Genomic DNA, 18,236 nt, shown 5'->3' with positions numbered 1-18,236 from the left:
GGCACTCGATCGTCAGTCGCCGGTGACCATCATGGCTGAAATCTCGGCCTCGGCCGCCTTGGTGCCATCGACCAGGGCTTCACAGGCGAATTTGAGCAGGTTGCCGCGCTTCTTGATTTTCTTGACGTGGATCTTCAACTGGTCGCCGGGAACGACCGGTTTGCGGAATTTGGCGTTGTCGATGGTCAGGAAATAGACCAGCGACGGCTTCGAGGCCCCAAGGCTTCGGATGCAGATGGCGCCCGCCGTCTGTGCCATGGCCTCTACGATCAGCACGCCCGGCATCACAGGCTGCTCCGGGAAATGCCCTTGAAAATGAGGCTCGTTGATGGTGACGTTCTTGATGCCGATGGCAGATTCATCGCCATCGATGTCGACGATGCGGTCGATCATCAGGAAGGGATAGCGGTGCGGCAGAAGCTTCATCAGCCCCAATATGTCGACCGCTTCCAGCGTCGTCGCCGCCACCATATCAGCCATTGTCCTTGCCCTGCTTGCGTGCCCTGGCCATCGTGCGCAACATGGCTATCTCCCGCATGGCTTCCGCCATCGGCTGTGCCGGATAACCGCCCCAGATCTCGCCGGCAGGGACATTGCTCATAAATCCACTTCTGGCGGCAAGCTTGGCTCCTGTGCCGATGGTCAGGTGATCGGCAAGTCCCACGCCGCCGCCCATCGTGACATTGTCACCCACGACCACGGAACCGGAAATACCTGAAAGCCCGGCCACTATGCAATTGCGACCGATGCGGACGTTATGGGCGATCTGGACGAGATTGTCGATCTTGGTACCTTGGCCGATGATCGTATCGGACATGGCGCCACGATCGACGGTGGAATTGGAGCCGATCTCGACATCGTCCTGGATGACGACCCGCCCGATCTGCGGCACCCGCTCCGGCCCCTTGGCGCCGCCGACAAAGCCGAAGCCGTCCTGGCCAATCCTGGCGCCGCCATGGATGATGACCCGGTTGCCGATCAGCGCATACTGGATGCTGGCTCCCGGGCCGACATAGCCGTCACGGCCGATCTGGCAGGACTGCCCAATGACCGCGTTGGGTGCGACGACGGTCCCGCTGCCGATCGAGACGCCCGGTCCGATGACCACGCCGGCCTCGATGATAGCGCCGGCTTCGATATGCGCGGTCGGATCGATGTGGGCATGCGATGAAATACCGGTTTCACCTGTCATTGGCCCCGGCGTGGCGGCTGTCGGGAACAGCAGCCGGCCGACGAGCGCGAATGCCTGTTGCGGCCGCGGGTGTATCAGCACAGCGACCCCGGCCGGCGCCTTGTTGGCGAATTCCGCCGGGCACAGGACCGCAGCCGCCCGCAGCGAGGGCATCAGCGCGGAATTGCGTCTGCCGTCGACGAAGACGAGCGCATTGGCAGCGCCTTCGTTGGCTGGTGCCAGCGCTTCGATCGACACGTCGGACTGGCCGGAATCGACAAGCACCGAGCCGGTCAGATTCGCGACTTCGGCCGCCGTATACCGGCGTGATGGCGCGAAGAACACCGGGTCGGTCATTCCAGAAGCTATATCCAGCTAGGTCGGAACATTTCTCCCGGATCCAGAAAACCCGGGAGCATCGTTGGCCGCCGATCAGAAGCGGGTCGATATGCCGAAGTTGAATTCCTGCACGTCGTCGCTCGCTTCCTTCTTGACCGGGATCGCATAGTCGATACGGATCGGACCGAACGGCGAAGCCCACATCAGGCCGAGACCGACCGAAGCACGCAATTTCATGCCGGTAGAGTCTTGGTCGACCAAGGCCTGATTCGCAATCTTGCTGCCATAGAGCGTCGCCGCATCGGCAAATACAGCCCCGCGCAGGCCGAAGCTCTCAGGAATGACCGGCAGCGGGAACTGGGCCTCGGCCGACGCATTGAAATAGGTTGTACCACCGAGATGGTCACCGCTGGTGCCTTCTGCGACAGGGCCGATGCCACCGTAGGCAAAGCCGCGGATCATGCGGTCGGTGCTCTGGAAGTGGTCGAAGATGCGCAAATCGCCGTCGCTGCCGTAACCCTCGACGTGACCGGCGCCACCCGAAAGGAGACCGACAAGATCGAGCTGCTCGGACAGCGTCTGATAGATGCTGCCGCGTCCCGTGATCTTCACGAACTTGGCATCGCCGCCAAGACCCGCGACCTCGACGGTCGTGTTGGCATAGATACCCTCATGCGGGTTCTTCATGTCGTCGATGGTGTTGTAGACCAGCCCCAGGCTGACCGACGACTTGATCCACGGACTCTGCTCGATACCGTCCAGGACAGCCTGGGAGATGTTACAGGTGCCCCCCGGAGGATTGGGAAAATCGGTAGGGCCGCAACTGTCGTCGACCTTATACTTCTCCTGAGAGATATTGTACGCCAGCTGGGTGGTGATGTTGTTGGTGATCGGCAGTCCGAAGCGGACCGTCGCACCCGTGGTGTCGCTGTCGTAGTTGTTGTTGTACTGCCTCGTCGACTTGTAGATGTCGAAGCCGGCAGCGATGCGCCGCCCGAGGAAATAAGGCTCGGTGAACGAAATGCTGTAGTCGCGCGAATTCTTGCCGCCACCCGCCGACAGCTTGATGAACTGGCCGCGGCCGAGGAAGTTGCGCTCGGTGATCGATCCTTCGACGGACGGACCCGCCGCATCGCCACCGGTCGAATAGCCGGCGCCAATGGAGAATTCACCTGTCGACTTCTCGACCACATCGACCACCAGCACGACCTGGTCCGGCTGCGAGCCGGGCACGGTCGAGATGTCGACTTTGTCAAAATAATTCAGGTTTTCCAGGCGCTTCTTCGCGCGCTGGATGAGCACCTGGTTGAACGCATCGCCTTCGCTGACGTCGAATTCGCGGCGAATGACATAGTCGCGCGTGCGATCGTTGCCTCGGATCTCGATGCGCTCGATATAGGCTTTGGTGCCCTGGTCGACCGTATAGACCACCGAAATCGTATGGTTCTCGAAGTTGCGGTCGCCGCGCGGCGTCACCTGTGCGAAGGCATAGCCGGAGCCGGCCACCTTCTCGGTCAGCGCGATGATGGAGTCTTCGACGTTCTTGGCATTGTAGACGTCGCCCTTGCGGGTCTCGACCACAGATTCCAGTGACTTGGAGTCGACTTCCGGGATCGTGCTTTCGACGCTGATGTCACCGAAGTTGTAGCGCTCGCCTTCCTGGACGGTGATGGTGACCGTGTACTTATTCGTGGCGCTGTCGAGTTCGCCGACTGCCGACACGACCTGGAAATCGGCATAGCCGTGATTGTAATAGAAGCGGCGAAGCAGCTCCTGGTCGGCGCGCAGCTTGTCCTCGTCATAGACGTCGTCACGCAGGATGAACGAAACCCAGGACGAGCGCTTGGTGTTGATCACGTCCGACAGGCGACGGCTCGAATAGGCGCTGTTGCCGACGAAGTTGATCGCCGCGATCTGCGTGCGGTCGCCTTCCGTGATGTGGAAGACCACATTCACGCGGTTGTCGCCGAGATCCATGATCTGCGCGGTCACGCCGGCATCGTCGCGGCCGATGCGCTTGTAAGCGGCCTTGACCGCCTCGACATCGGAATCGAGCGTCGCCTGAGAGAACGTGCCGCGCGGCTTCAGCTGAACCGCGGCCTGAAGCGCATTGTCCTTGAGCTTCTTGTTGCCCTGGAACAGAACCTGGTTGACGACCTTGTACTCGGCGACCTTGACCACCAGCGTCGAGCCGACCTGGTTGATCTGGACATCCGAGAACAGGCCGGTGCCGAACAGCGCCTTGACCGCGCTGTCGATATCGGAACTGGAGAAGGCCTTGCCCGGCTTGATGGTGATGTAGTTGCGGATGGTCTCGGCGTCGACACGCTGGTTGCCGGTCACCTCCACCCTGCTGACGACAGCGGCTTCAGCCGCCGATGTGGCAACGAATTGCACTGCGAGCGCACCTGGTACGACCAGAGCGGCGGACAGTGCCGCCGCTGACGCGGCGTTCAGAAACTTGGATGCTGCCTTCATCGGGCTTAATAACCTTTTCTCGTAGTCCCCACGGCGAGAAAACCGGACGTGCGGTAATTTCCCCTACCGTATTAACCGGATTTTCCCTACACGCAAGGCTTCTGGTTAATTTGTATTTACTTAACCCTGGTGCGTGGCTTTCGCGTCACTCATATCCCCGTGCATGGTAAACGGCGTCTCAACATTGGCCATGCCGAAGCCGAATTTCTTCATGATTTCAGCATCCAAAGAGATCATTCCAGAACACGAAACCCATGAAGCACAGGACAAGGAGCAGACCGGCCCGATAGGCCATTTCCATCATCCGTTCCGACACCGGTCGGCGAATGACGGCCTCCACCCCGTAGAACAAGAGATGGCCGCCGTCGAGGGGGGGAATCGGCAAAAGGTTGAGAATGCCTATCCCGACAGACAGCAGCGCGACGAGCTGAACCAGCCACTCGAAACCCAGTTTCGCAGCCTTGCCCGCCATGTCGGCGATCTTGACCGGACCACCCAATTGGCACTTGTCCTCGCGGCCCGCGGCGAAACGCTGCAGGAACTGGCCGGTGCGCTCGATGACGTGGCCCGTTTCCTCAACGGCCGCCGCCACGGCACCGACCGGCGTGTAGGTGATGAGGCGGGGCTGGCCGAGTTCCTTGTTGTTGACGACACCGATCACGGCGACCTTGACCTTGTTGCCGAGCGCGTCTTCCTGCTCCATCAACTGCGGGGTCGCGGTGACCGTGACTTCCTTGCCATCGCGCAGCATGACGAAGGTGATGGTATCGCCGGCCCGGCCCGAGACCAGCCGCTGCACATCGCCGAAGGTTTCGACCTTGCTGCCGTCGACGCTGACGAATCGGTCCCCGGGCAGGATGCCCGCCTTCGCCGCGGGACTGTCCGTCGTAACCTCCGCCACCATGGGCTCCGCGACATAACGCCCATAGGCCGCAAACAGGACGGCAAACACGACGATCGTCAGCAGGAAATTGAACAGAGGCCCGGCCGCGACCGTCGCCGCGCGCTTCCAGATCGCCTGGGTATGAAAGGCGACCTTGCGCTCCTCGTCGGTCAGCGTCTCGAGTTCATCCGAGGTGGGCTGGCTGGAGGTGGCGTTCATGTCGCCGACAAATTTGACATAGCCGCCAAGCGGTATGGCGCAAAGCTTCCAGCGCGTGCCATGCCTGTCGTTGAAACCGATGAGTTCGGGACCGAAGCCGATCGAAAAGGCCTTGACCCCGATGCCGCACCAGCGGCCGACGAGGTAGTGGCCCATTTCGTGGACGAACACCACCACGGTCAGCACGAAGAGAAACGGCACGAGCGTGCCGAGAAAGAAACCTTCCGTGCTGAAAATCGCGTGAAGAATCTCGTTCAATTCAGGCCCTCAAATTCTTCCGCAGTTGCGCCATGACTGTGACATCAATCCAGGCGAATCCAAGGCGCGTCCGCACCAGATCGTGGAACGGCATCATTCAAATCGGAAACAGCCCCTGTGCCGGATGATCGGCGCCCGCCGAAATCCAGCCGATGACGTACAGGGCGAGAGCCGCCGCGACAAGCCCGTCGACACGGTCCATCACGCCGCCATGCCCCGGAATGAGCACACCCGAATCCTTGCGGCCGTGCCGCCGCTTTACCCAGGATTCGAACAGGTCACCGGCTTGGGCTACAATCGAAAGCACCAGCGCCACAAGGCCGAGCAGCGCCAGGTTCCCGGCACCGGCGACGGCTGCCAGCGTAACCCCGGCAACGACACCACCGACAGCACCGCCAAGCGCGCCGCTGCGCGTCTTGCCGGGCGAAATCGCCGGCGCAAGTTTGGGACCGCCAACGGCGCGCCCGACGAAATAGGCAAAAATGTCGGTCGCCCAGACGACCGCGAACAAAAACAGGATGGCGACGAGGCCCGCATGGTCGCCATCGCGCAGCAGGGCGAGCGACAGGCCGGACACGCTGGCATAGGCAAGACCGCTTGCCTCCCACTGCCCGGTCTGGCGAACCAGGGCGGCAATCGCCGTCACGGCAATCAGAATCACGGCGAGCAGCAGCAGCCAGAACGCAGGAAGCCCGGCGATCAGGGCGCCGATGAAAACGACCGCCAGAGCTTCGGGCAGGAAGCCCAGCCCATGGGCAGTGACAGGCCGCGACATGCGTGTCCACTCGTAAAAGATCATCGCCACCATGGCTGCGCACAGCAGTCGGAAAGGCAGGCCGCCAAGCCAGGTCAGGCCAAGGGCGATGACGGCAAGCACGACCGCTGAAATGACGCGGAGCTGAAGGTTGCTCATCCCGCGGCCGGTCGCGACGCGACGTCTTGCGGGCCCAGTCCGCCGAAACGGCGCTCACGGCCGGCAAATTCGCGCAAGGCCTCGGCGAGGTGCTCGCGGCTGAAATCGGGCCAATAGCAAGGCAGGAACACCAACTCGCTATAGGCGGCCTGCCACAAGAGGAAGTTGGACAGGCGAAGCTCGCCGCTGGTGCGTATGACCAGTTCCGGATCGGGGATGCCTTGCGTGTCGAGACAGCCGGCAAAGCTTTCGGCGGTGATCGCGTCGCTGTCGATCTCGCCGCGCGCCACGGCCGAAGCAAGCTTGCGCGCCGTGCGCACGATCTCATCGCGTCCGCCATAGTTGAAGGCGATGACCAGCGTCAGCGCTTCGTTGCCGGCGGTGAGCGATTCGGCTTCGTCGAGCAGCCCTCTGATGTCGGCCTGCAGCCCTGCCCTGTCGCCGATGATCCTGACCCGTACACCGCTCTGATGGAGTTCGGCGAGATCGCGGCGGATGAACAGCTTCAACAGTCCCATCAGGTCGCTGACTTCGGACTTCGGCCGCGACCAGTTCTCCGACGAGAAAGCGTAGACGGTCAGGAAGGAGATACCGAGATCCGGTGCCGCGCGCACCGTCTTGCGCAGCGCCTCGACGCCGGCGCGATGACCGGCGAGCCTCGGCATGCCGCGCGACTTGGCCCAGCGTCCATTTCCATCCATGATGATCGCGACATGCGCGGGCGTTGTCATGATCTCGCTTTCGGGTCAGCCTGCGGCCAACCCTAAACCTGCATGATTTCAGCTTCCTTGTCGGAAAGCAGATGATCGATGGTGCTGATCGTTTCGTCTGTGAGCTTCTGAACCTGGTCAGAACGCTTGCGCTGATCGTCCTCGCTGATGGTGCCGTCCTTCTCCGCCTTCTTCAGGAAGTCCATGCCGTCGCGGCGCACATGGCGCGCGGCGACGCGGGCGTTCTCGGCGTAGCCGTGCGAGATCTTGACCAGTTCCTTGCGGCGCTGTTCGTTGAGCTCCGGCAGCGGAATCCTGAGATTGGTGCCGTCGACGATCGGGTTGAAGCCCAGATTGGATTCCCGGATGGCGCGGTCGACGGCTCCAACCATCGACTTGTCCCAGATCGACACCGAGATCATGCGCGGCTCCGGAACGGTAACGTTGGCGACCTGGTTGATCGGCATGGTGGTGCCGTAGGCCTGCACCTGGATGGCATCGAGCAGATTGCTGGAGGCGCGACCGGTCCGCAGCGAAGCCAGGTCATGCTTGAACGCGGCGATTGCCCCATCCATGCGCCGCTTGAGATCGTCGTACTCACCACTCATCTTAGTCTCCTCGACCCGTCTGCCGCGGGTTCACTGCCTCGGGGCAAGGCCCCGTTCGAGCCTGATTTTCGAAAAGCCGGTTTCCCTTTTCTAGGGATCAGGCCCCGGATCAATCGTCCGCGACGACCGTGCAGCGGCCGCCGCCCCTCAGAATATCGCCGAAACCACCTTTTTCGTGGATCGAATAGACGATTATCGGAATGTTGTTTTCACGCGCAAGTGCAATCGCAGCAGTATCCATGATGGAAAGGCCGCGATTTATGACTTCGGCATGGCTGATGCGCTCGAAACGCGTCGCATGCGGGTCCTTTTTCGGGTCGGCCGAATAGACACCGTCGACCTGCGTGCCCTTGAACAGCGCGTCGGCGCCGATTTCAGCCGCGCGAAGCGCTGCGGCCGAATCAGTAGTGAAGAACGGATTGCCGGTGCCGCCGGCAAAGATCACCACCCTGCCCTGGTTCATGTAAGCGTCCGCCTGGCGTTGCGAAAAACTCTCGCAGAGTTCTGGCATGGCGATCGCCGACAGCACCACAGCATCGACGCCGATTTTGTGCAGCGAGGTGCGCAGTGCCAGCGAGTTGATGACCGTGGCAAGCATGCCCATATGGTCGCCGGTGACGCGGTCACCGCCCTTGGAGGCGACGGCCACGCCGCGGAAGATGTTGCCGCCGCCGATGACGACTCCGACCTCGATGCCCAGCGCGCGGGCCTCGGCGATGTCGGCGGCAATGCGATCCACGACCGAGACATCGATGCCGAAATGCTGTTCGCCCATCAACGCTTCGCCCGACGCTTTCAACAAGACACGTCGGTAGAGGGGCTTCACCGTCATCTGGTCCTCGTCATTTTGCATGTGGCGCGCCTGGGCTGGCCGCCCTCGCGCAGGCGCCGCGCCCCGAACATTGGCGCGATGCCGAGTTCCGATACACGAAGGGCGCCGCGATGTCACGCGGCGCCCAATCGGCGAATTCACGGCAACCCCTGGCCGATCGATCAGTCGGTGGATACGCTGGCCGGCTCGCCCTCGACAAGCACCGGCGAGGCGTAGCCGGGAGGCTTATCGCCCGTTGCCGCGCCGCCGGTGACGCGCGCCTGTATCTGCGGCCCGAAATAGGAATAGGGAAACGGCGCCGGCGTTGCGCTGACCGAATCCAGCCGGTTGCGAAGCCCTGCCGGTATCTCGAAGTCCAGCGCGCCAAGATTGTCCTTGATCTGGCCGAGCGTCGTCGCACCGAGGATGACGGCGGCGATGCCGGGCTGCGTCGCCACCCAGTTGAGCGCAACCTGCGGCATGCTGCGGCCGAGCTCGCACGCAACCTTCTCGAGCTCGGCCACGATGGTCCAGTTATGCTCCGTGAATTTCTGGAAGCCCGGATGCGTCGAGTTGCGAAACCCGTCGAGCCGGCCCGCGTTTCCGGCCTGGACCGGCCGGTATTTACCGCTGAGCAGCCCGCTGGCCAGCGGGCTCCAGACCATGATGCCGGCGCCATGGCGCGTGCCGAACGGTACGAACTCATTCTCTATCGAGCGCTCGGCGAGGGAGTATTCGAGCTGCAGGGCCGAAACCGGTTCATATCCGCGCAGCTCGGCGATCGCCTGTGCCCGCCCCACATACCAGGCCGGCACGTCGGACAGGCCGACATGGCGCACCTTGCCCACCCGCACCAGGTCATCCAGGGTGCGCATGACCTCTTCGGCCGGCGTCAGCCTGTCCCACACATGCATGAGGTAGAGATCGATATAGTCGGTGCCCAGCCGCTTCAGTGAGGCGTCTATCGCGCGCATGATGTTCTTGCGGCCGTTGCCGCCGGCATTGGGATTGCCGGGCTGCATGCTCATGGTGAACTTGCTGGCGATCACCGCGGTATCGCGCAAGCCCCGCTCGGCGATGAATTCGCCAAGCCAGGCTTCGGCGGTGCCACCGGTGTAGAGGTCCGCCGTGTCGAAGAAATTGCCGCCTGCCTCGACATAGGCGTTAAACATCGCGCGGGCCGTGTCCCTGTCTGCTCCCCAGCCCCACTCCTGGCCGAACGTCATGGTACCCAGCGCCAGCCGGCTGACCCTGAGGCCGCTGTTGCCGAGCGTGTAATAGGTCATGGTCATGATCGTCTTCCAATAATTGATGGTGAATGCCGCCGCGTCACTGGCCCGGCGTCGCCTTGACCCAGGGGTTGCCGCGCTCGTGCGTCATGCGGAAGGCGAAGCCATCGACCTTCCAACCGGAGGCGGCGCGCGTCAGCTTGTGCTCATACGTACCCCAGACCTCCCAAAGCGAGTCGCCATTGCCTTCCATCCGGTTCCAGGCATAACCGTTGGACAGGACGGTCGCCGTGTCCGCCTCGAGAACGACCTGGTGATTGGTGCGCAGGTGCAGGCTTGTCTTGGAACCCTTGAGGTTGCCGGCCCAGGCGCCGATCAGATCGTCGGAGGCGATGATGGCCGCGGGCTGTCCCGACAGGCTGCTGAAGTCGGCGGCAACCCGATCCGCGAAATAGCTGCGCGCGAGTTTCCAGTTCTGCGCGTCGACGGCGCGGTCGATGGCATCGGCGATCCGGATGACCGCGCGTTCATCCGCTAGCGCCTGCCAGCCGGATGGTTCCGCCCCGCCGGCATCGACCGGCGACAGCGCCATGCCGGCCGCGAAAGTTACGTGCTTCAACGCATTCATCTCTCTTCTCCTCAATGCCATCAGCCAACCGCGGATGTGTCGGCGACAATGTGGATCGGTGTCTTGGCATCGATAAGATTGCATTGTTCGCAAGGACCATGCGATATCATTCATGAATGGATCGGGATCTGCTCAGCCATCTGCCTGTCATCGTTGCCGTTGCCCGGCGCGGCGGCTTCGCGCTTGCAGCCGCCGAACTCGGCATGAGTCCGTCCGCCGTCAGCCATGCGGTGCGCCTTGTCGAGGAGCGCATTGGTCAGCCGCTGTTTGCGCGCACGACGCGCAGCGTTTCGCTCACCGAGGCCGGCAAGGCACTGGTGGAAACGGCGGCCCCTGCCCTCCAGGATATTGCCGAACGGATGGATCGTATCCGCAGCGTCAAGGGCAAGCCGTCCGGCCTGCTCAGGATCAATGCCTCCAACATCGCGATCCCATTGGCGGTGACGCCGGTCGTTGCCGCCATGGCCGAGCGCTATCCGGACATCACGGTGGAGGTCTTCGCCGATCAGGGACTGGTCGACATCGTCGGCGAAGGTTTTGACGCCGGGATCCGGCTGGGCGAGATGATCGCGCAGGATATGGTCGCTGTGCGGCTCACGCCTCCGTTCAAAGCCGTCATCGTCGCCTCTCCCGCCTATATCGGACGCCGTGGCCGCCCGCGCAGCGTAGCAGATCTCGCCAACCACAATTGCATCGGCTACCGGCTGGTTCGCTCCGGCGCGCTCTATCGCTGGGATTTGGCGGAGGACGGCAAGGATGTCGTCATGGAGACCGGCGGAACGGCCATCGTCACGGATTCGCTGGCCGCGATTGATCTCGCGCTTGCCGGAGTGGGCCTTGCCTACATGTTCGAACCGCTGGCGCGCGCGGATCTTGCGGCCGGCCGCCTAGTGCGGGTGCTGCCGCAATCAGCGATCGAGGAACCTGGCCTGTTCCTCTACTTCCCGCGCCGGGCGGCGATGGCGCCGAAGCTGAGGGCGTTTATCGACACCGCACAAGAAATCGGCCTGACATCCATGCGGACATCAGGCCGAAAAACACTGTCGGAATAAAGCGGTAGGAAGCTTACTTCTTGACCGCCGCCGCGACTTCCGCCGCGAAATCGGTCTCTTCCTTCTCGATACCCTCGCCAAGCGCGAAGCGCAGATAGGCGGTGATCTTGGCCGGCGCGCCAATCTCCTTCTCGGCATCCTTCAGCGCCTTCTCGACGGTGATGTCGGGATTGAGCACGAAGGCCTGCTTCAGGAGCACGACTTCCTCGTAGAACTTGCGCATGCGGCCTTCGACCATCTTCTCGATGATCGCTTCCGGCTTGCCGGACTGACGCGCCTGGTCGGAGAAGATCGCCTTTTCGCGTTCTACCGCGGCCGGGTCGATCTGCTCTGCCGTCAGCGCCATCGGGTTGGTGGCGGCGACGTGCATGGCGACCTGGCGGCCGAAGGCGTTGGCCGCATGCTCATTGCCCGTGGTTTCGATCGCGACCAGCACGCCGAGCTTGCCAAGGCCGTCGGCAACCGCGTTGTGGACGTAGGTCGCCACAGCGCCATGCGGAACGGTCAGCTTGGCCGAGCGGCGGAAGCCCAGGTTCTCGCCGATTGTGCCGACAGCGTCCTTGATGGTGTCGGTGACCGACTTGTCCGAACCCGGATATTTGGCGGCGGCAACCGCCTCGGTCGTGCCATAGGCGAGAGCGACCTTGGCAACGTTGGCGACGATTTCCTGGAACGCGGCGTTGCGGGCGACAAAGTCGGTCTCGGAATTGACCTCGACGACCGCGGCCTCGCGCACGCCATTGTCGACTCCGATCAGGCCTTCAGCCGCAGTGCGGCCAGCCTTCTTGTCGGCCTTCGAAATGCCCTTCTTGCGCAGCCAATCGACGGCCTCTTCCATATTACCGTTGGTCTCGGTCAACGCCGCCTTGCAGTCCATCATGCCCGCGCCGGTCAAGTCGCGGAGTTCTTTGACCTGTGCAGCCGAAATGCTCATTGTCGCCTCTTTGTTTTTCAAATGCACCGACGCACCATCGGTGTTCGATGGTGCGTCTGTTTAGCGTGCCAAAATATGAGAAAGATGAAGGCCGTGAACCGGCCTTCGATTATCAAGCCCGGGTTGTTATCAAGCTTCTGGGGCTTCCGATGCCGGAGCCGGATCGAGCGCCGGCTCGACCGGAGCTTCAACCGAAGCGCCGATGTCGACGCCGAGCGCCCCCTGCTGACGGGCGATGCCGTCGATCGCAGCCTTGGCGATCAGGTCGCAATAGAGCTGGATGGCGCGGGCCGCGTCGTCATTGCCGGGGATCGGGAAATCGATCTTGTCCGGATCGCAGTTCGAATCGATGATGGCGACGACCGGGATGCCGAGACGCTTGGCCTCGAGGATCGCGATCGCTTCCTTGTTGGTGTCGATCACGAACATCAGATCAGGCGTCGAGCCCATGTCCTTGATGCCGCCCAGTGCCTTGTCCAGCTTCTCGCGCTCACGATCGAGGTTCAGGCGCTCCTTCTTGGTGAGGCCCTGGGCCTCGCCGGCCAGCATCTCGTCGAGCTTGCGCAGGCGCTGGATCGAATTCGAGATCGTCTTCCAGTTGGTCAGCATGCCGCCGAGCCAACGCGAGTTGACATAGTACTGGGCCGAACGCTGAGCCGCATCGGCGACGATGTCCGACGCCTGGCGCTTGGTGCCGACGAACAGCACGCGGCCGCCCTTGGCGACGGTGTCGGAAACCTGCTTCAGCGCCTGGTGCAGCAGGGGCACCGTCTGCGAGAGGTCGATGATGTGGATGTTGTTGCGGGCGCCATAGATGTAGGGCGCCATCTTCGGGTTCCAGCGGTGGGTCTGGTGGCCGAAGTGAATGCCAGCTTCCAAAAGCTGGCGCATGCTGAAATCAGGCAGAGCCATTCTTATTTTCCTTTCCGGTTAGCCTCCACGGACACAGGCATTTTCGGACCAGGTCCTCGAACGCCACCGGAGGTTTCAGCCGGATTTCTCCCGGGCAGACACCAAAGTCCGTGTGTGGAATGAGCGCGCATATAGAGGGGAAGCGCGACAAACGCAAGCGGGGTGCCGTTTTACGGCTCAGCGTGCGGCAATCAGCGCTCCGGTACCGATCATGGCGCTGCCGGCAAACCGGTTCATCAGCCGCATGCGCCTGGGTGTCCTGAACCAGCCCGAAGCCCGGCCCGCAAGCGCCGCATAGGCCCCCATGGTGAGGACGTTGACGCTGATGACGACGGCCACCACCAGCAGGCCATCGACAAAGGTGAGCGTGTCGAGGTTGAGGATCAACGGCATGATCGAGGCATGGAACAGGATTGCCTTCGGGTTCCCCAGCGCAATGGATGCGCCAAGCAAGAAGGACCGCGACAATCTCGCCTCGGCCGTCCGCGGCTCATCCGATTGCGCGGCCGAGGCGCGCCACATCCTCATCCCGAGAAAGATCAGATAGGCAGCACCGGCATATTTCAGCAGGAGAAAGATCCATTCGAAGGTCTGGGCCAGCGCCACCAGCCCGAGCAGCGCCAGGGTGACCAGCACCGCATCGCCGGCGGCAACCCCAATGCCGGCCATGAAGGCACGAAGGAAGCCGCGCGACACGCCATTGGTGATGACCGCGAACATCGCGGGTCCCGGTGTGGCGGCGGCGAGTGTGACGGCGGCGCAATAGGCGAGAAATGCAGTTGGCGTCATGGCTTGGCCTTTCCATTGGGCACCCGCACCCGCCGGAAGATCGCGACGATCTCCTCGCGGCTGCATTCGATGGCGCCGAGCCGCACCGCGCGGTCGCGCTCCAGGCCGGTTATGTCATAGTGCGGAGCCGATGTCTTGGGCGGGCCCTGGTAGGACGAGCGCTTGACGCCCAGTTCGGCGGCGAATCGATGCAACTCGTGGGTATCGTCGGCCATCAGGTGGCACCAGCGATGGCCGGCCCACTTCCAGATCGCCGCATCGACGTAGACCGCCATCAAGCCCGCCGCGGCCAGCTCAATTGCGCGCCCCGGCTATTTCGATACCGGGCAAGGCTTTGTCTGGTCGAACAGCGAAAGATTGACCAGTTTGCCCGTCATCGAGAAGTCGCCATAGTCCATGGTGAGATCGCGGGTGATGCCGTTCTCGTGCAGCTTGAAGCTGATCCGGTATTCCGGCACCTCTTCACCGTTCTGGGCGCTGTCATCGAAATAGGCGATGTCGACCGGCCAGTATTTGTCGGTGGCGAGTTTCGCCAGCGCCGGAGCTTCCGGATCGGCCTTGTCGGCTTCGGTCTTCTTGCCGACGACGACGGTGGTCGTCATCACCTTGTTGGCGTCCTCGGAGCCGTCGAACAGGTTTGTCTGGTAGAAGTTTTCGCCTTTCTCGGCCTTGCCGATCAGCTCGACCAGATGCTGGGTCGGAAACTGGGTGGCGGCGAGTTCCAGGCTGTTCTTCTCGGGCTTGTCGATATCGACCTTCAGCCCTTTCGCATCTTTCGTGGCGATACCCTTGACCTCCTTGTCGAGGTTCTGGTCGACAAAGGATTTGGTCACGAACGAAAAGGTCTTGCCTTCGGCATCCTCGAAAGTCGTCGTTTGCTGGTCGGTGAGTCTCGTGTTGTCGTTGGTGACGATCTGGGTCACGAAACGGAACTTCACCGTATAGCCTTCGCAGGCCGAACCGTTGAATTCGTAGACCATGCGGCCGGATATGCCTGTTATGCCGGACCGGTCGGAGGCCTTGTTGAGGGTGAGGTCATACACGGCGCGGTGCGCCTGCAGCGCCGGAACGGCGAAAGCGGGTCCTATCGAGAAGACCGCCGACAACAGGACGGCGTGGAATGCAAGGCGCGTTGCGCGCATGAGGTACTCCGATCGTCGCGGCTGATGGCAGGCCGCAGGGAAAGATGGTCCAGCTTAAAAAAAGTCGTGGCGGAAGCGAGGCAAAAATAGCAATTTCGGCCCGGCCAGCGCGGCGCCTTCCAGCAATAGGGAAAAGCAATGAGTGAAACAATCGAAAAGCGGCTAAACGATCTCGGCGTGGCGCTTCCTGTCGCCGCCGCGCCTGCCGCCAACTACGTGCCCTATTGCAGGTCAGGCAATCTGCTGTTCACCGCCGGACAATTGCCGCTCAAGGACGGCAAGCTGCAGGCGAGCGGACTGCTCGGCCGCGACGTCGACACGGCAAGCGGCAAGGACGCGGCAAAATACTGCGCAATCAACATTCTGGCACAGGCCAAAGCCGCGCTCGGCGATCTCGAGAAGATCCGCCGGCTGGTCAAGATCACCGTCTTCGTCGCCTCCGCGGCTGACTTTGTCGAGCAGCATCTGGTCGCCAACGGCGCCTCTGATTTCCTGGTCGCCGCCCTTGGCGAGCGCGGCAAGCACGCCCGCTCGGCCGTCGGCACCGCTTCCCTGCCGCTTAATGCCGCAGTGGAAATCGAAGCGATCTTCGAAGTCGAATGAGGCTGACATGACCGACCTATCCTGGCTCACTGCCCGGCCGGTTGCCCATCGCGGCTTCCACGACATGAACAAGACGCGCTGGGAAAACACGCTGTCGGCCTTCGCCGCCGCGGCCGAACGGGGCTACGCCATCGAATGCGACGTGCATCTGTCGTCGGACGGCGTTCCCATCATCATCCATGACGACGACCTGAAAAGGCTGACCGGACAGGATGGTTTCGTCTGGCAACGCAGCGCGGCCGAACTGACCGCGCTCAAGGTTGGCGGCACATCCGATCATTTGCCGACGCTGCAGGAAGCGCTCGACCTGGTTGACGGCCGCGTCCCCATGGTCGTCGAACTGAAAGGGATTCCCGGCCGCGATGAAGGCCTGGTGGCGCGTGTCGGCAAGATGCTCAAGCGTTACAAGGGCAAGGCGGCGATCATGTCGTTCGATCACTGGCTGATCCGCGATTTCCCGAAACATGCGCCAGGCATTCCCGCTGGTTTGACCGCCTACGGCAAGGACCTCAAACTGATCGAAGCGCATTTTTCCATGCTGGCGCACGAACTCTCCTTCACCTCCTACGCCGCCGGCGACTTGCCGAACCCGTTCGTCAGCTTCGTGCGTGAAAAGCTCAAGATGCCTGTCATCACCTGGACGGTCCATGACCAGCCCGCGATCGACCTGACCTTCAAATATGCAGATCAGATGACATTCGAAGGGTTCGAGCCCGACCCGGTGAAGGTCGCCTGAGCGGTGTGTCTGAAACGTGACTTGTAGCGGCCCCGATGGAGCTTAAATAAGCCTCATGGATCAGGGTGACGACGGCGACGGGCAAACAGCAAACGCGGACTATTCGGTCCGCATCGCCGCCGGCATTGGTGCTTTCACCTGCGATGAATGGAACGGCTTTGCCGGGACCACGCGCGGCGATGCGGAGAATGGCTATAACCCGCTCGTTTCATTCGCGTTCTTGAGCGCACTGGAAGATTCCGGCTGCGCCGTGCGGCGCACCGGCTGGCAAGGACATCACCTGCGGCTGGAGACCGCGCAAGGCAGGCTGCTGGGGGCGGTCCCCTGCTATCTCAAATCGCACAGCCAGGGCGAATATGTGTTCGACCACGGCTGGTCGGATGCCTTCGAGCGCGCCGGTGGCCGCTACTACCCGAAACTGCAATGCGCCGTGCCGTTCACGCCCGTCACCGGCCCTCGCCTGCTGGTCGGCAAAGGCGAGGATCCCGATGCGGTCAAGGCCGGGCTCGCCGCCGGCCTCAAAATGGTGACCGACAAGCTCGGCGTGTCCTCGGCGCATGTCACCTTCGCGCAGGAAAGCGACGTCGCGACGCTTGAGGCCGCGGGCTTCCTGCATCGCACCGACCAGCAGTTCCACTTCTTCAACGAAGGCTTTTCGACTTACGACGACTTTCTCGCCACACTTGCCTCGCGCAAGCGCAAGGCGATGAAGAAGGAACGGCGCGAAGCGCTTGCCGATGGCATCACCATCGAGTGGCTGACCGGCAAGGACCTGACCGAGAAAGCCTGGGACGACTTCTTCACCTTCTACATGGACACCGGCAGCCGCAAATGGGGCCGCCCCTATCTGAACCGCCAGTTCTTCTCGCTGATCGGCGAACGCATGGCGGACGACATCCTGCTGGTGATGGCCAGGCGCAACGGGCGCTACATTGCCGGTGCCATCAATTTCATCGGCTCCGACGCGCTCTATGGCCGCAACTGGGGCTGCATCGAGGATCACGCCTTCCTGCATTTCGAGGTCTGCTACCACCAGGCCATCGATTTCGCCATCGAACGCAAGTTGAAGGTGGTCGAGGCTGGCGCGCAGGGAGAGCACAAGCTGGCGCGCGGCTACAGGCCGGTGACAATGCATTCCGCCCACTACATTTCGCATCCTGGCCTGCGCAACGCGGTCGCCGACTATCTCAGGCGCGAGCGGCGCGAAGTCGAGCGGATGGGCGAATATCTGGAAGAGCATACCCCGTTCCGCAAGGACTTGGAGGAGGAGTAAGCAGGTTTTGGCATGGTCGATCTCGCCTGATCGCCCGCCGCATCGTCTTGCCGCTCCGGAAGAGCTTCGCTACACGGGATGGCGAGGTAGAATCCGGAGCGTTCGCCATGGCCCAAGCCGCCTATGACACCGACAACATCTTCGCCAAGATCCTGCGCGGCGAAATTCCTTCGCACCGCGTTTACGAAGACGATGCGGTCGTGGCCTTCATGGATGTGATGCCGCAGGGGCCGGGCCACACGCTGGTGGTGCCAAAGGCGCCGTCGCGCAATCTGCTCGACGCTGCCCCGTCGACCTTCGGCCCGCTTTTCACGGTCGTCCAGAAAGTGGCGCTGGCCGTGAAGAAGGCTCTCGACGCCGATGGCGTCACCATCCTGCAGTTCAACGAACCGGCCTCCGGGCAGACCGTTTACCACCTGCATGTGCATGTCATCCCGCGCTTCGACGGCATCCCCCTGAAGCCGCATACCGGTGCAATGGAAAAGCCCGAAGTGCTGGCTGAGAACGCCGAAAAGATCCGCGCCGCCCTGTCGGCCGAATCTTAAGCC

20 protein-coding genes are annotated in these 18,236 nt (G+C 62.4%); 5 read left to right on the top strand and 15 right to left on the bottom strand.

Annotated features, from left to right (window positions below; translation table 11 throughout):
* Positions 1 to 12 precede the first annotated feature (12 nt).
* The 10 genes from fabZ to AC07UC_RS21480 all read right to left on the bottom strand — a co-directional run bounded on the left by fabZ (position 13) and on the right by AC07UC_RS21480 (position 10,247).
* A complete protein-coding gene (gene fabZ / locus AC07UC_RS21525; RefSeq protein ID WP_140773554.1) occupies positions 13 to 480 on the bottom strand; it encodes a 3-hydroxyacyl-ACP dehydratase FabZ in 468 nt (155 codons plus the stop codon).
* Positions 473 to 1,528, bottom strand: coding sequence for a UDP-3-O-(3-hydroxymyristoyl)glucosamine N-acyltransferase (gene lpxD / locus AC07UC_RS21520; protein WP_140773552.1), 1,056 nt, complete (start codon positions 1,526 to 1,528; stop codon positions 473 to 475). Before lpxD ends, fabZ begins: the two co-directional genes overlap by 8 nt.
* A gap of 75 nt (positions 1,529 to 1,603) precedes the next feature.
* Positions 1,604 to 3,988 (bottom strand): outer membrane protein assembly factor BamA, encoded by a 2,385-nt coding sequence (gene bamA / locus AC07UC_RS21515; RefSeq protein WP_494907350.1) that lies wholly within the window; start codon positions 3,986 to 3,988, stop codon positions 1,604 to 1,606.
* A 217-nt stretch (positions 3,989 to 4,205) separates the two neighbouring features.
* Positions 4,206 to 5,348, bottom strand: coding sequence for an RIP metalloprotease RseP (rseP, locus tag AC07UC_RS21510; protein WP_140773548.1), 1,143 nt, complete (start codon positions 5,346 to 5,348; stop codon positions 4,206 to 4,208).
* A gap of 97 nt (positions 5,349 to 5,445) precedes the next feature.
* The gene (locus tag AC07UC_RS21505; protein WP_494907349.1) at positions 5,446 to 6,261 is read right to left on the bottom strand and encodes a phosphatidate cytidylyltransferase; all 816 of its coding nucleotides are present in this window, start codon (positions 6,259 to 6,261) and stop codon (positions 5,446 to 5,448) included.
* A complete protein-coding gene (locus AC07UC_RS21500) occupies positions 6,258 to 6,992 on the bottom strand; it encodes an isoprenyl transferase (protein WP_494907348.1) in 735 nt (244 codons plus the stop codon). The genes AC07UC_RS21505 and AC07UC_RS21500 overlap by 4 nt, the downstream gene beginning before the upstream one ends.
* 32 nt (positions 6,993 to 7,024) lie before the next feature.
* Positions 7,025 to 7,579: a ribosome recycling factor gene (gene frr / locus AC07UC_RS21495; RefSeq protein ID WP_027051885.1), complete on the bottom strand. Its 555-nt coding sequence runs from the start codon at positions 7,577 to 7,579 to the stop codon at positions 7,025 to 7,027.
* A gap of 109 nt (positions 7,580 to 7,688) precedes the next feature.
* On the bottom strand, positions 7,689 to 8,411 hold the full coding sequence (pyrH, locus tag AC07UC_RS21490) for a UMP kinase (RefSeq protein WP_140773541.1): 723 nt from the start codon (positions 8,409 to 8,411) through the stop codon (positions 7,689 to 7,691).
* Positions 8,412 to 8,572: 161 nt separating this feature from the next.
* On the bottom strand, positions 8,573 to 9,682 hold the full coding sequence (locus AC07UC_RS21485; protein WP_494907347.1) for an aldo/keto reductase: 1,110 nt from the start codon (positions 9,680 to 9,682) through the stop codon (positions 8,573 to 8,575).
* Between the two features lie 37 nt (positions 9,683 to 9,719).
* Positions 9,720 to 10,247 carry a nuclear transport factor 2 family protein gene (locus AC07UC_RS21480; protein ID WP_494907346.1) on the bottom strand — a complete coding sequence of 176 codons (528 nt, stop codon included), beginning with the start codon at positions 10,245 to 10,247 and terminating at the stop codon, positions 9,720 to 9,722.
* A gap of 116 nt (positions 10,248 to 10,363) precedes the next feature.
* Here AC07UC_RS21480 and AC07UC_RS21475 point away from each other — a divergent pair, with 116 nt between their 5' ends.
* Positions 10,364 to 11,299 (top strand): LysR family transcriptional regulator, encoded by a 936-nt coding sequence (locus AC07UC_RS21475; RefSeq protein WP_494907345.1) that lies wholly within the window; start codon positions 10,364 to 10,366, stop codon positions 11,297 to 11,299.
* Between the two features lie 13 nt (positions 11,300 to 11,312).
* On the opposite strand, the gene tsf is transcribed toward AC07UC_RS21475, so the two are convergent.
* The 5 genes from tsf to AC07UC_RS21450 form a co-directional block, all read right to left on the bottom strand.
* Positions 11,313 to 12,233, bottom strand: a complete 921-nt coding sequence (tsf, locus tag AC07UC_RS21470; RefSeq protein ID WP_494907344.1) for a translation elongation factor Ts — start codon at positions 12,231 to 12,233, stop codon at positions 11,313 to 11,315.
* A gap of 129 nt (positions 12,234 to 12,362) precedes the next feature.
* Positions 12,363 to 13,145 carry a 30S ribosomal protein S2 gene (gene rpsB / locus AC07UC_RS21465; protein ID WP_023777441.1) on the bottom strand — a complete coding sequence of 261 codons (783 nt, stop codon included), beginning with the start codon at positions 13,143 to 13,145 and terminating at the stop codon, positions 12,363 to 12,365.
* Positions 13,146 to 13,322: 177 nt separating this feature from the next.
* On the bottom strand, positions 13,323 to 13,934 hold the full coding sequence (locus AC07UC_RS21460) for a LysE family translocator (RefSeq protein ID WP_494907343.1): 612 nt from the start codon (positions 13,932 to 13,934) through the stop codon (positions 13,323 to 13,325).
* On the bottom strand, positions 13,931 to 14,209 hold the full coding sequence (locus AC07UC_RS21455; protein WP_202322319.1) for a DUF4031 domain-containing protein: 279 nt from the start codon (positions 14,207 to 14,209) through the stop codon (positions 13,931 to 13,933). The genes AC07UC_RS21460 and AC07UC_RS21455 overlap by 4 nt, the downstream gene beginning before the upstream one ends.
* A gap of 36 nt (positions 14,210 to 14,245) precedes the next feature.
* The gene (locus AC07UC_RS21450) at positions 14,246 to 15,076 is read right to left on the bottom strand and encodes a cell envelope integrity EipB family protein (RefSeq protein ID WP_140773529.1); all 831 of its coding nucleotides are present in this window, start codon (positions 15,074 to 15,076) and stop codon (positions 14,246 to 14,248) included.
* A gap of 138 nt (positions 15,077 to 15,214) precedes the next feature.
* Here AC07UC_RS21450 and AC07UC_RS21445 point away from each other — a divergent pair, with 138 nt between their 5' ends.
* The 4 genes from AC07UC_RS21445 (at position 15,215) to AC07UC_RS21430 (ending at position 18,233) form a co-directional block, all read left to right on the top strand.
* Entirely contained in the window at positions 15,215 to 15,679 is a 465-nt protein-coding gene (locus tag AC07UC_RS21445; protein ID WP_494907342.1) for a RidA family protein, read from the top strand.
* A gap of 7 nt (positions 15,680 to 15,686) precedes the next feature.
* The gene (locus AC07UC_RS21440) at positions 15,687 to 16,415 is read left to right on the top strand and encodes a glycerophosphodiester phosphodiesterase (RefSeq protein ID WP_202322317.1); all 729 of its coding nucleotides are present in this window, start codon (positions 15,687 to 15,689) and stop codon (positions 16,413 to 16,415) included.
* Positions 16,416 to 16,470: 55 nt separating this feature from the next.
* Complete coding sequence (locus tag AC07UC_RS21435; RefSeq protein ID WP_494907341.1) at positions 16,471 to 17,688, top strand: GNAT family N-acetyltransferase; 1,218 nt, start codon at positions 16,471 to 16,473, stop codon at positions 17,686 to 17,688.
* Between the two features lie 107 nt (positions 17,689 to 17,795).
* Positions 17,796 to 18,233, top strand: coding sequence for an HIT family protein (locus tag AC07UC_RS21430; protein ID WP_202322313.1), 438 nt, complete (start codon positions 17,796 to 17,798; stop codon positions 18,231 to 18,233).
* Positions 18,234 to 18,236 lie beyond the last annotated feature (3 nt).

It is taken from the genome of Mesorhizobium sp. GW821-FHT04C10, from assembly GCF_059420305.1.
Note: the sequence above shows the minus strand (reverse complement) of the source record. Positions and strands in the feature narration are given on the sequence as shown.

Excerpts from the sequence above, each read along its gene's own strand:
- fabZ (WP_140773554.1), bottom strand. The coding sequence starts at position 480 with ATGGCTGATATGGTGGCGGCGACGACGCTGGAAGCGGTCGACATATTG.
- frr (WP_027051885.1), bottom strand. The coding sequence starts at position 7,579 with ATGAGTGGTGAGTACGACGATCTCAAGCGGCGCATGGATGGGGCAATC.
- AC07UC_RS21505 (WP_494907349.1), bottom strand. The coding sequence starts at position 6,261 with ATGAGCAACCTTCAGCTCCGCGTCATTTCAGCGGTCGTGCTTGCCGTC.
- AC07UC_RS21445 (WP_494907342.1), top strand. The coding sequence starts at position 15,215 with ATGAGTGAAACAATCGAAAAGCGGCTAAACGATCTCGGCGTGGCGCTT.
- AC07UC_RS21430 (WP_202322313.1), top strand. The coding sequence starts at position 17,796 with ATGGCCCAAGCCGCCTATGACACCGACAACATCTTCGCCAAGATCCTG.
- rpsB (WP_023777441.1), bottom strand. The coding sequence starts at position 13,145 with ATGGCTCTGCCTGATTTCAGCATGCGCCAGCTTTTGGAAGCTGGCATT.
- tsf (WP_494907344.1), bottom strand. The coding sequence starts at position 12,233 with ATGAGCATTTCGGCTGCACAGGTCAAAGAACTCCGCGACTTGACCGGC.
- AC07UC_RS21475 (WP_494907345.1), top strand. The coding sequence starts at position 10,364 with ATGGATCGGGATCTGCTCAGCCATCTGCCTGTCATCGTTGCCGTTGCC.
- AC07UC_RS21450 (WP_140773529.1), bottom strand. The coding sequence starts at position 15,076 with ATGCGCGCAACGCGCCTTGCATTCCACGCCGTCCTGTTGTCGGCGGTC.
- bamA (WP_494907350.1), bottom strand. The coding sequence starts at position 3,988 with ATGAAGGCAGCATCCAAGTTTCTGAACGCCGCGTCAGCGGCGGCACTG.
- AC07UC_RS21455 (WP_202322319.1), bottom strand. The coding sequence starts at position 14,209 with ATGGCGGTCTACGTCGATGCGGCGATCTGGAAGTGGGCCGGCCATCGC.
- AC07UC_RS21435 (WP_494907341.1), top strand. The coding sequence starts at position 16,471 with ATGGATCAGGGTGACGACGGCGACGGGCAAACAGCAAACGCGGACTAT.
- AC07UC_RS21500 (WP_494907348.1), bottom strand. The coding sequence starts at position 6,992 with ATGACAACGCCCGCGCATGTCGCGATCATCATGGATGGAAATGGACGC.
- AC07UC_RS21440 (WP_202322317.1), top strand. The coding sequence starts at position 15,687 with ATGACCGACCTATCCTGGCTCACTGCCCGGCCGGTTGCCCATCGCGGC.
- lpxD (WP_140773552.1), bottom strand. The coding sequence starts at position 1,528 with ATGACCGACCCGGTGTTCTTCGCGCCATCACGCCGGTATACGGCGGCC.
- AC07UC_RS21480 (WP_494907346.1), bottom strand. The coding sequence starts at position 10,247 with ATGAATGCGTTGAAGCACGTAACTTTCGCGGCCGGCATGGCGCTGTCG.
- pyrH (WP_140773541.1), bottom strand. The coding sequence starts at position 8,411 with ATGACGGTGAAGCCCCTCTACCGACGTGTCTTGTTGAAAGCGTCGGGC.
- AC07UC_RS21460 (WP_494907343.1), bottom strand. The coding sequence starts at position 13,934 with ATGACGCCAACTGCATTTCTCGCCTATTGCGCCGCCGTCACACTCGCC.
- AC07UC_RS21485 (WP_494907347.1), bottom strand. The coding sequence starts at position 9,682 with ATGACCATGACCTATTACACGCTCGGCAACAGCGGCCTCAGGGTCAGC.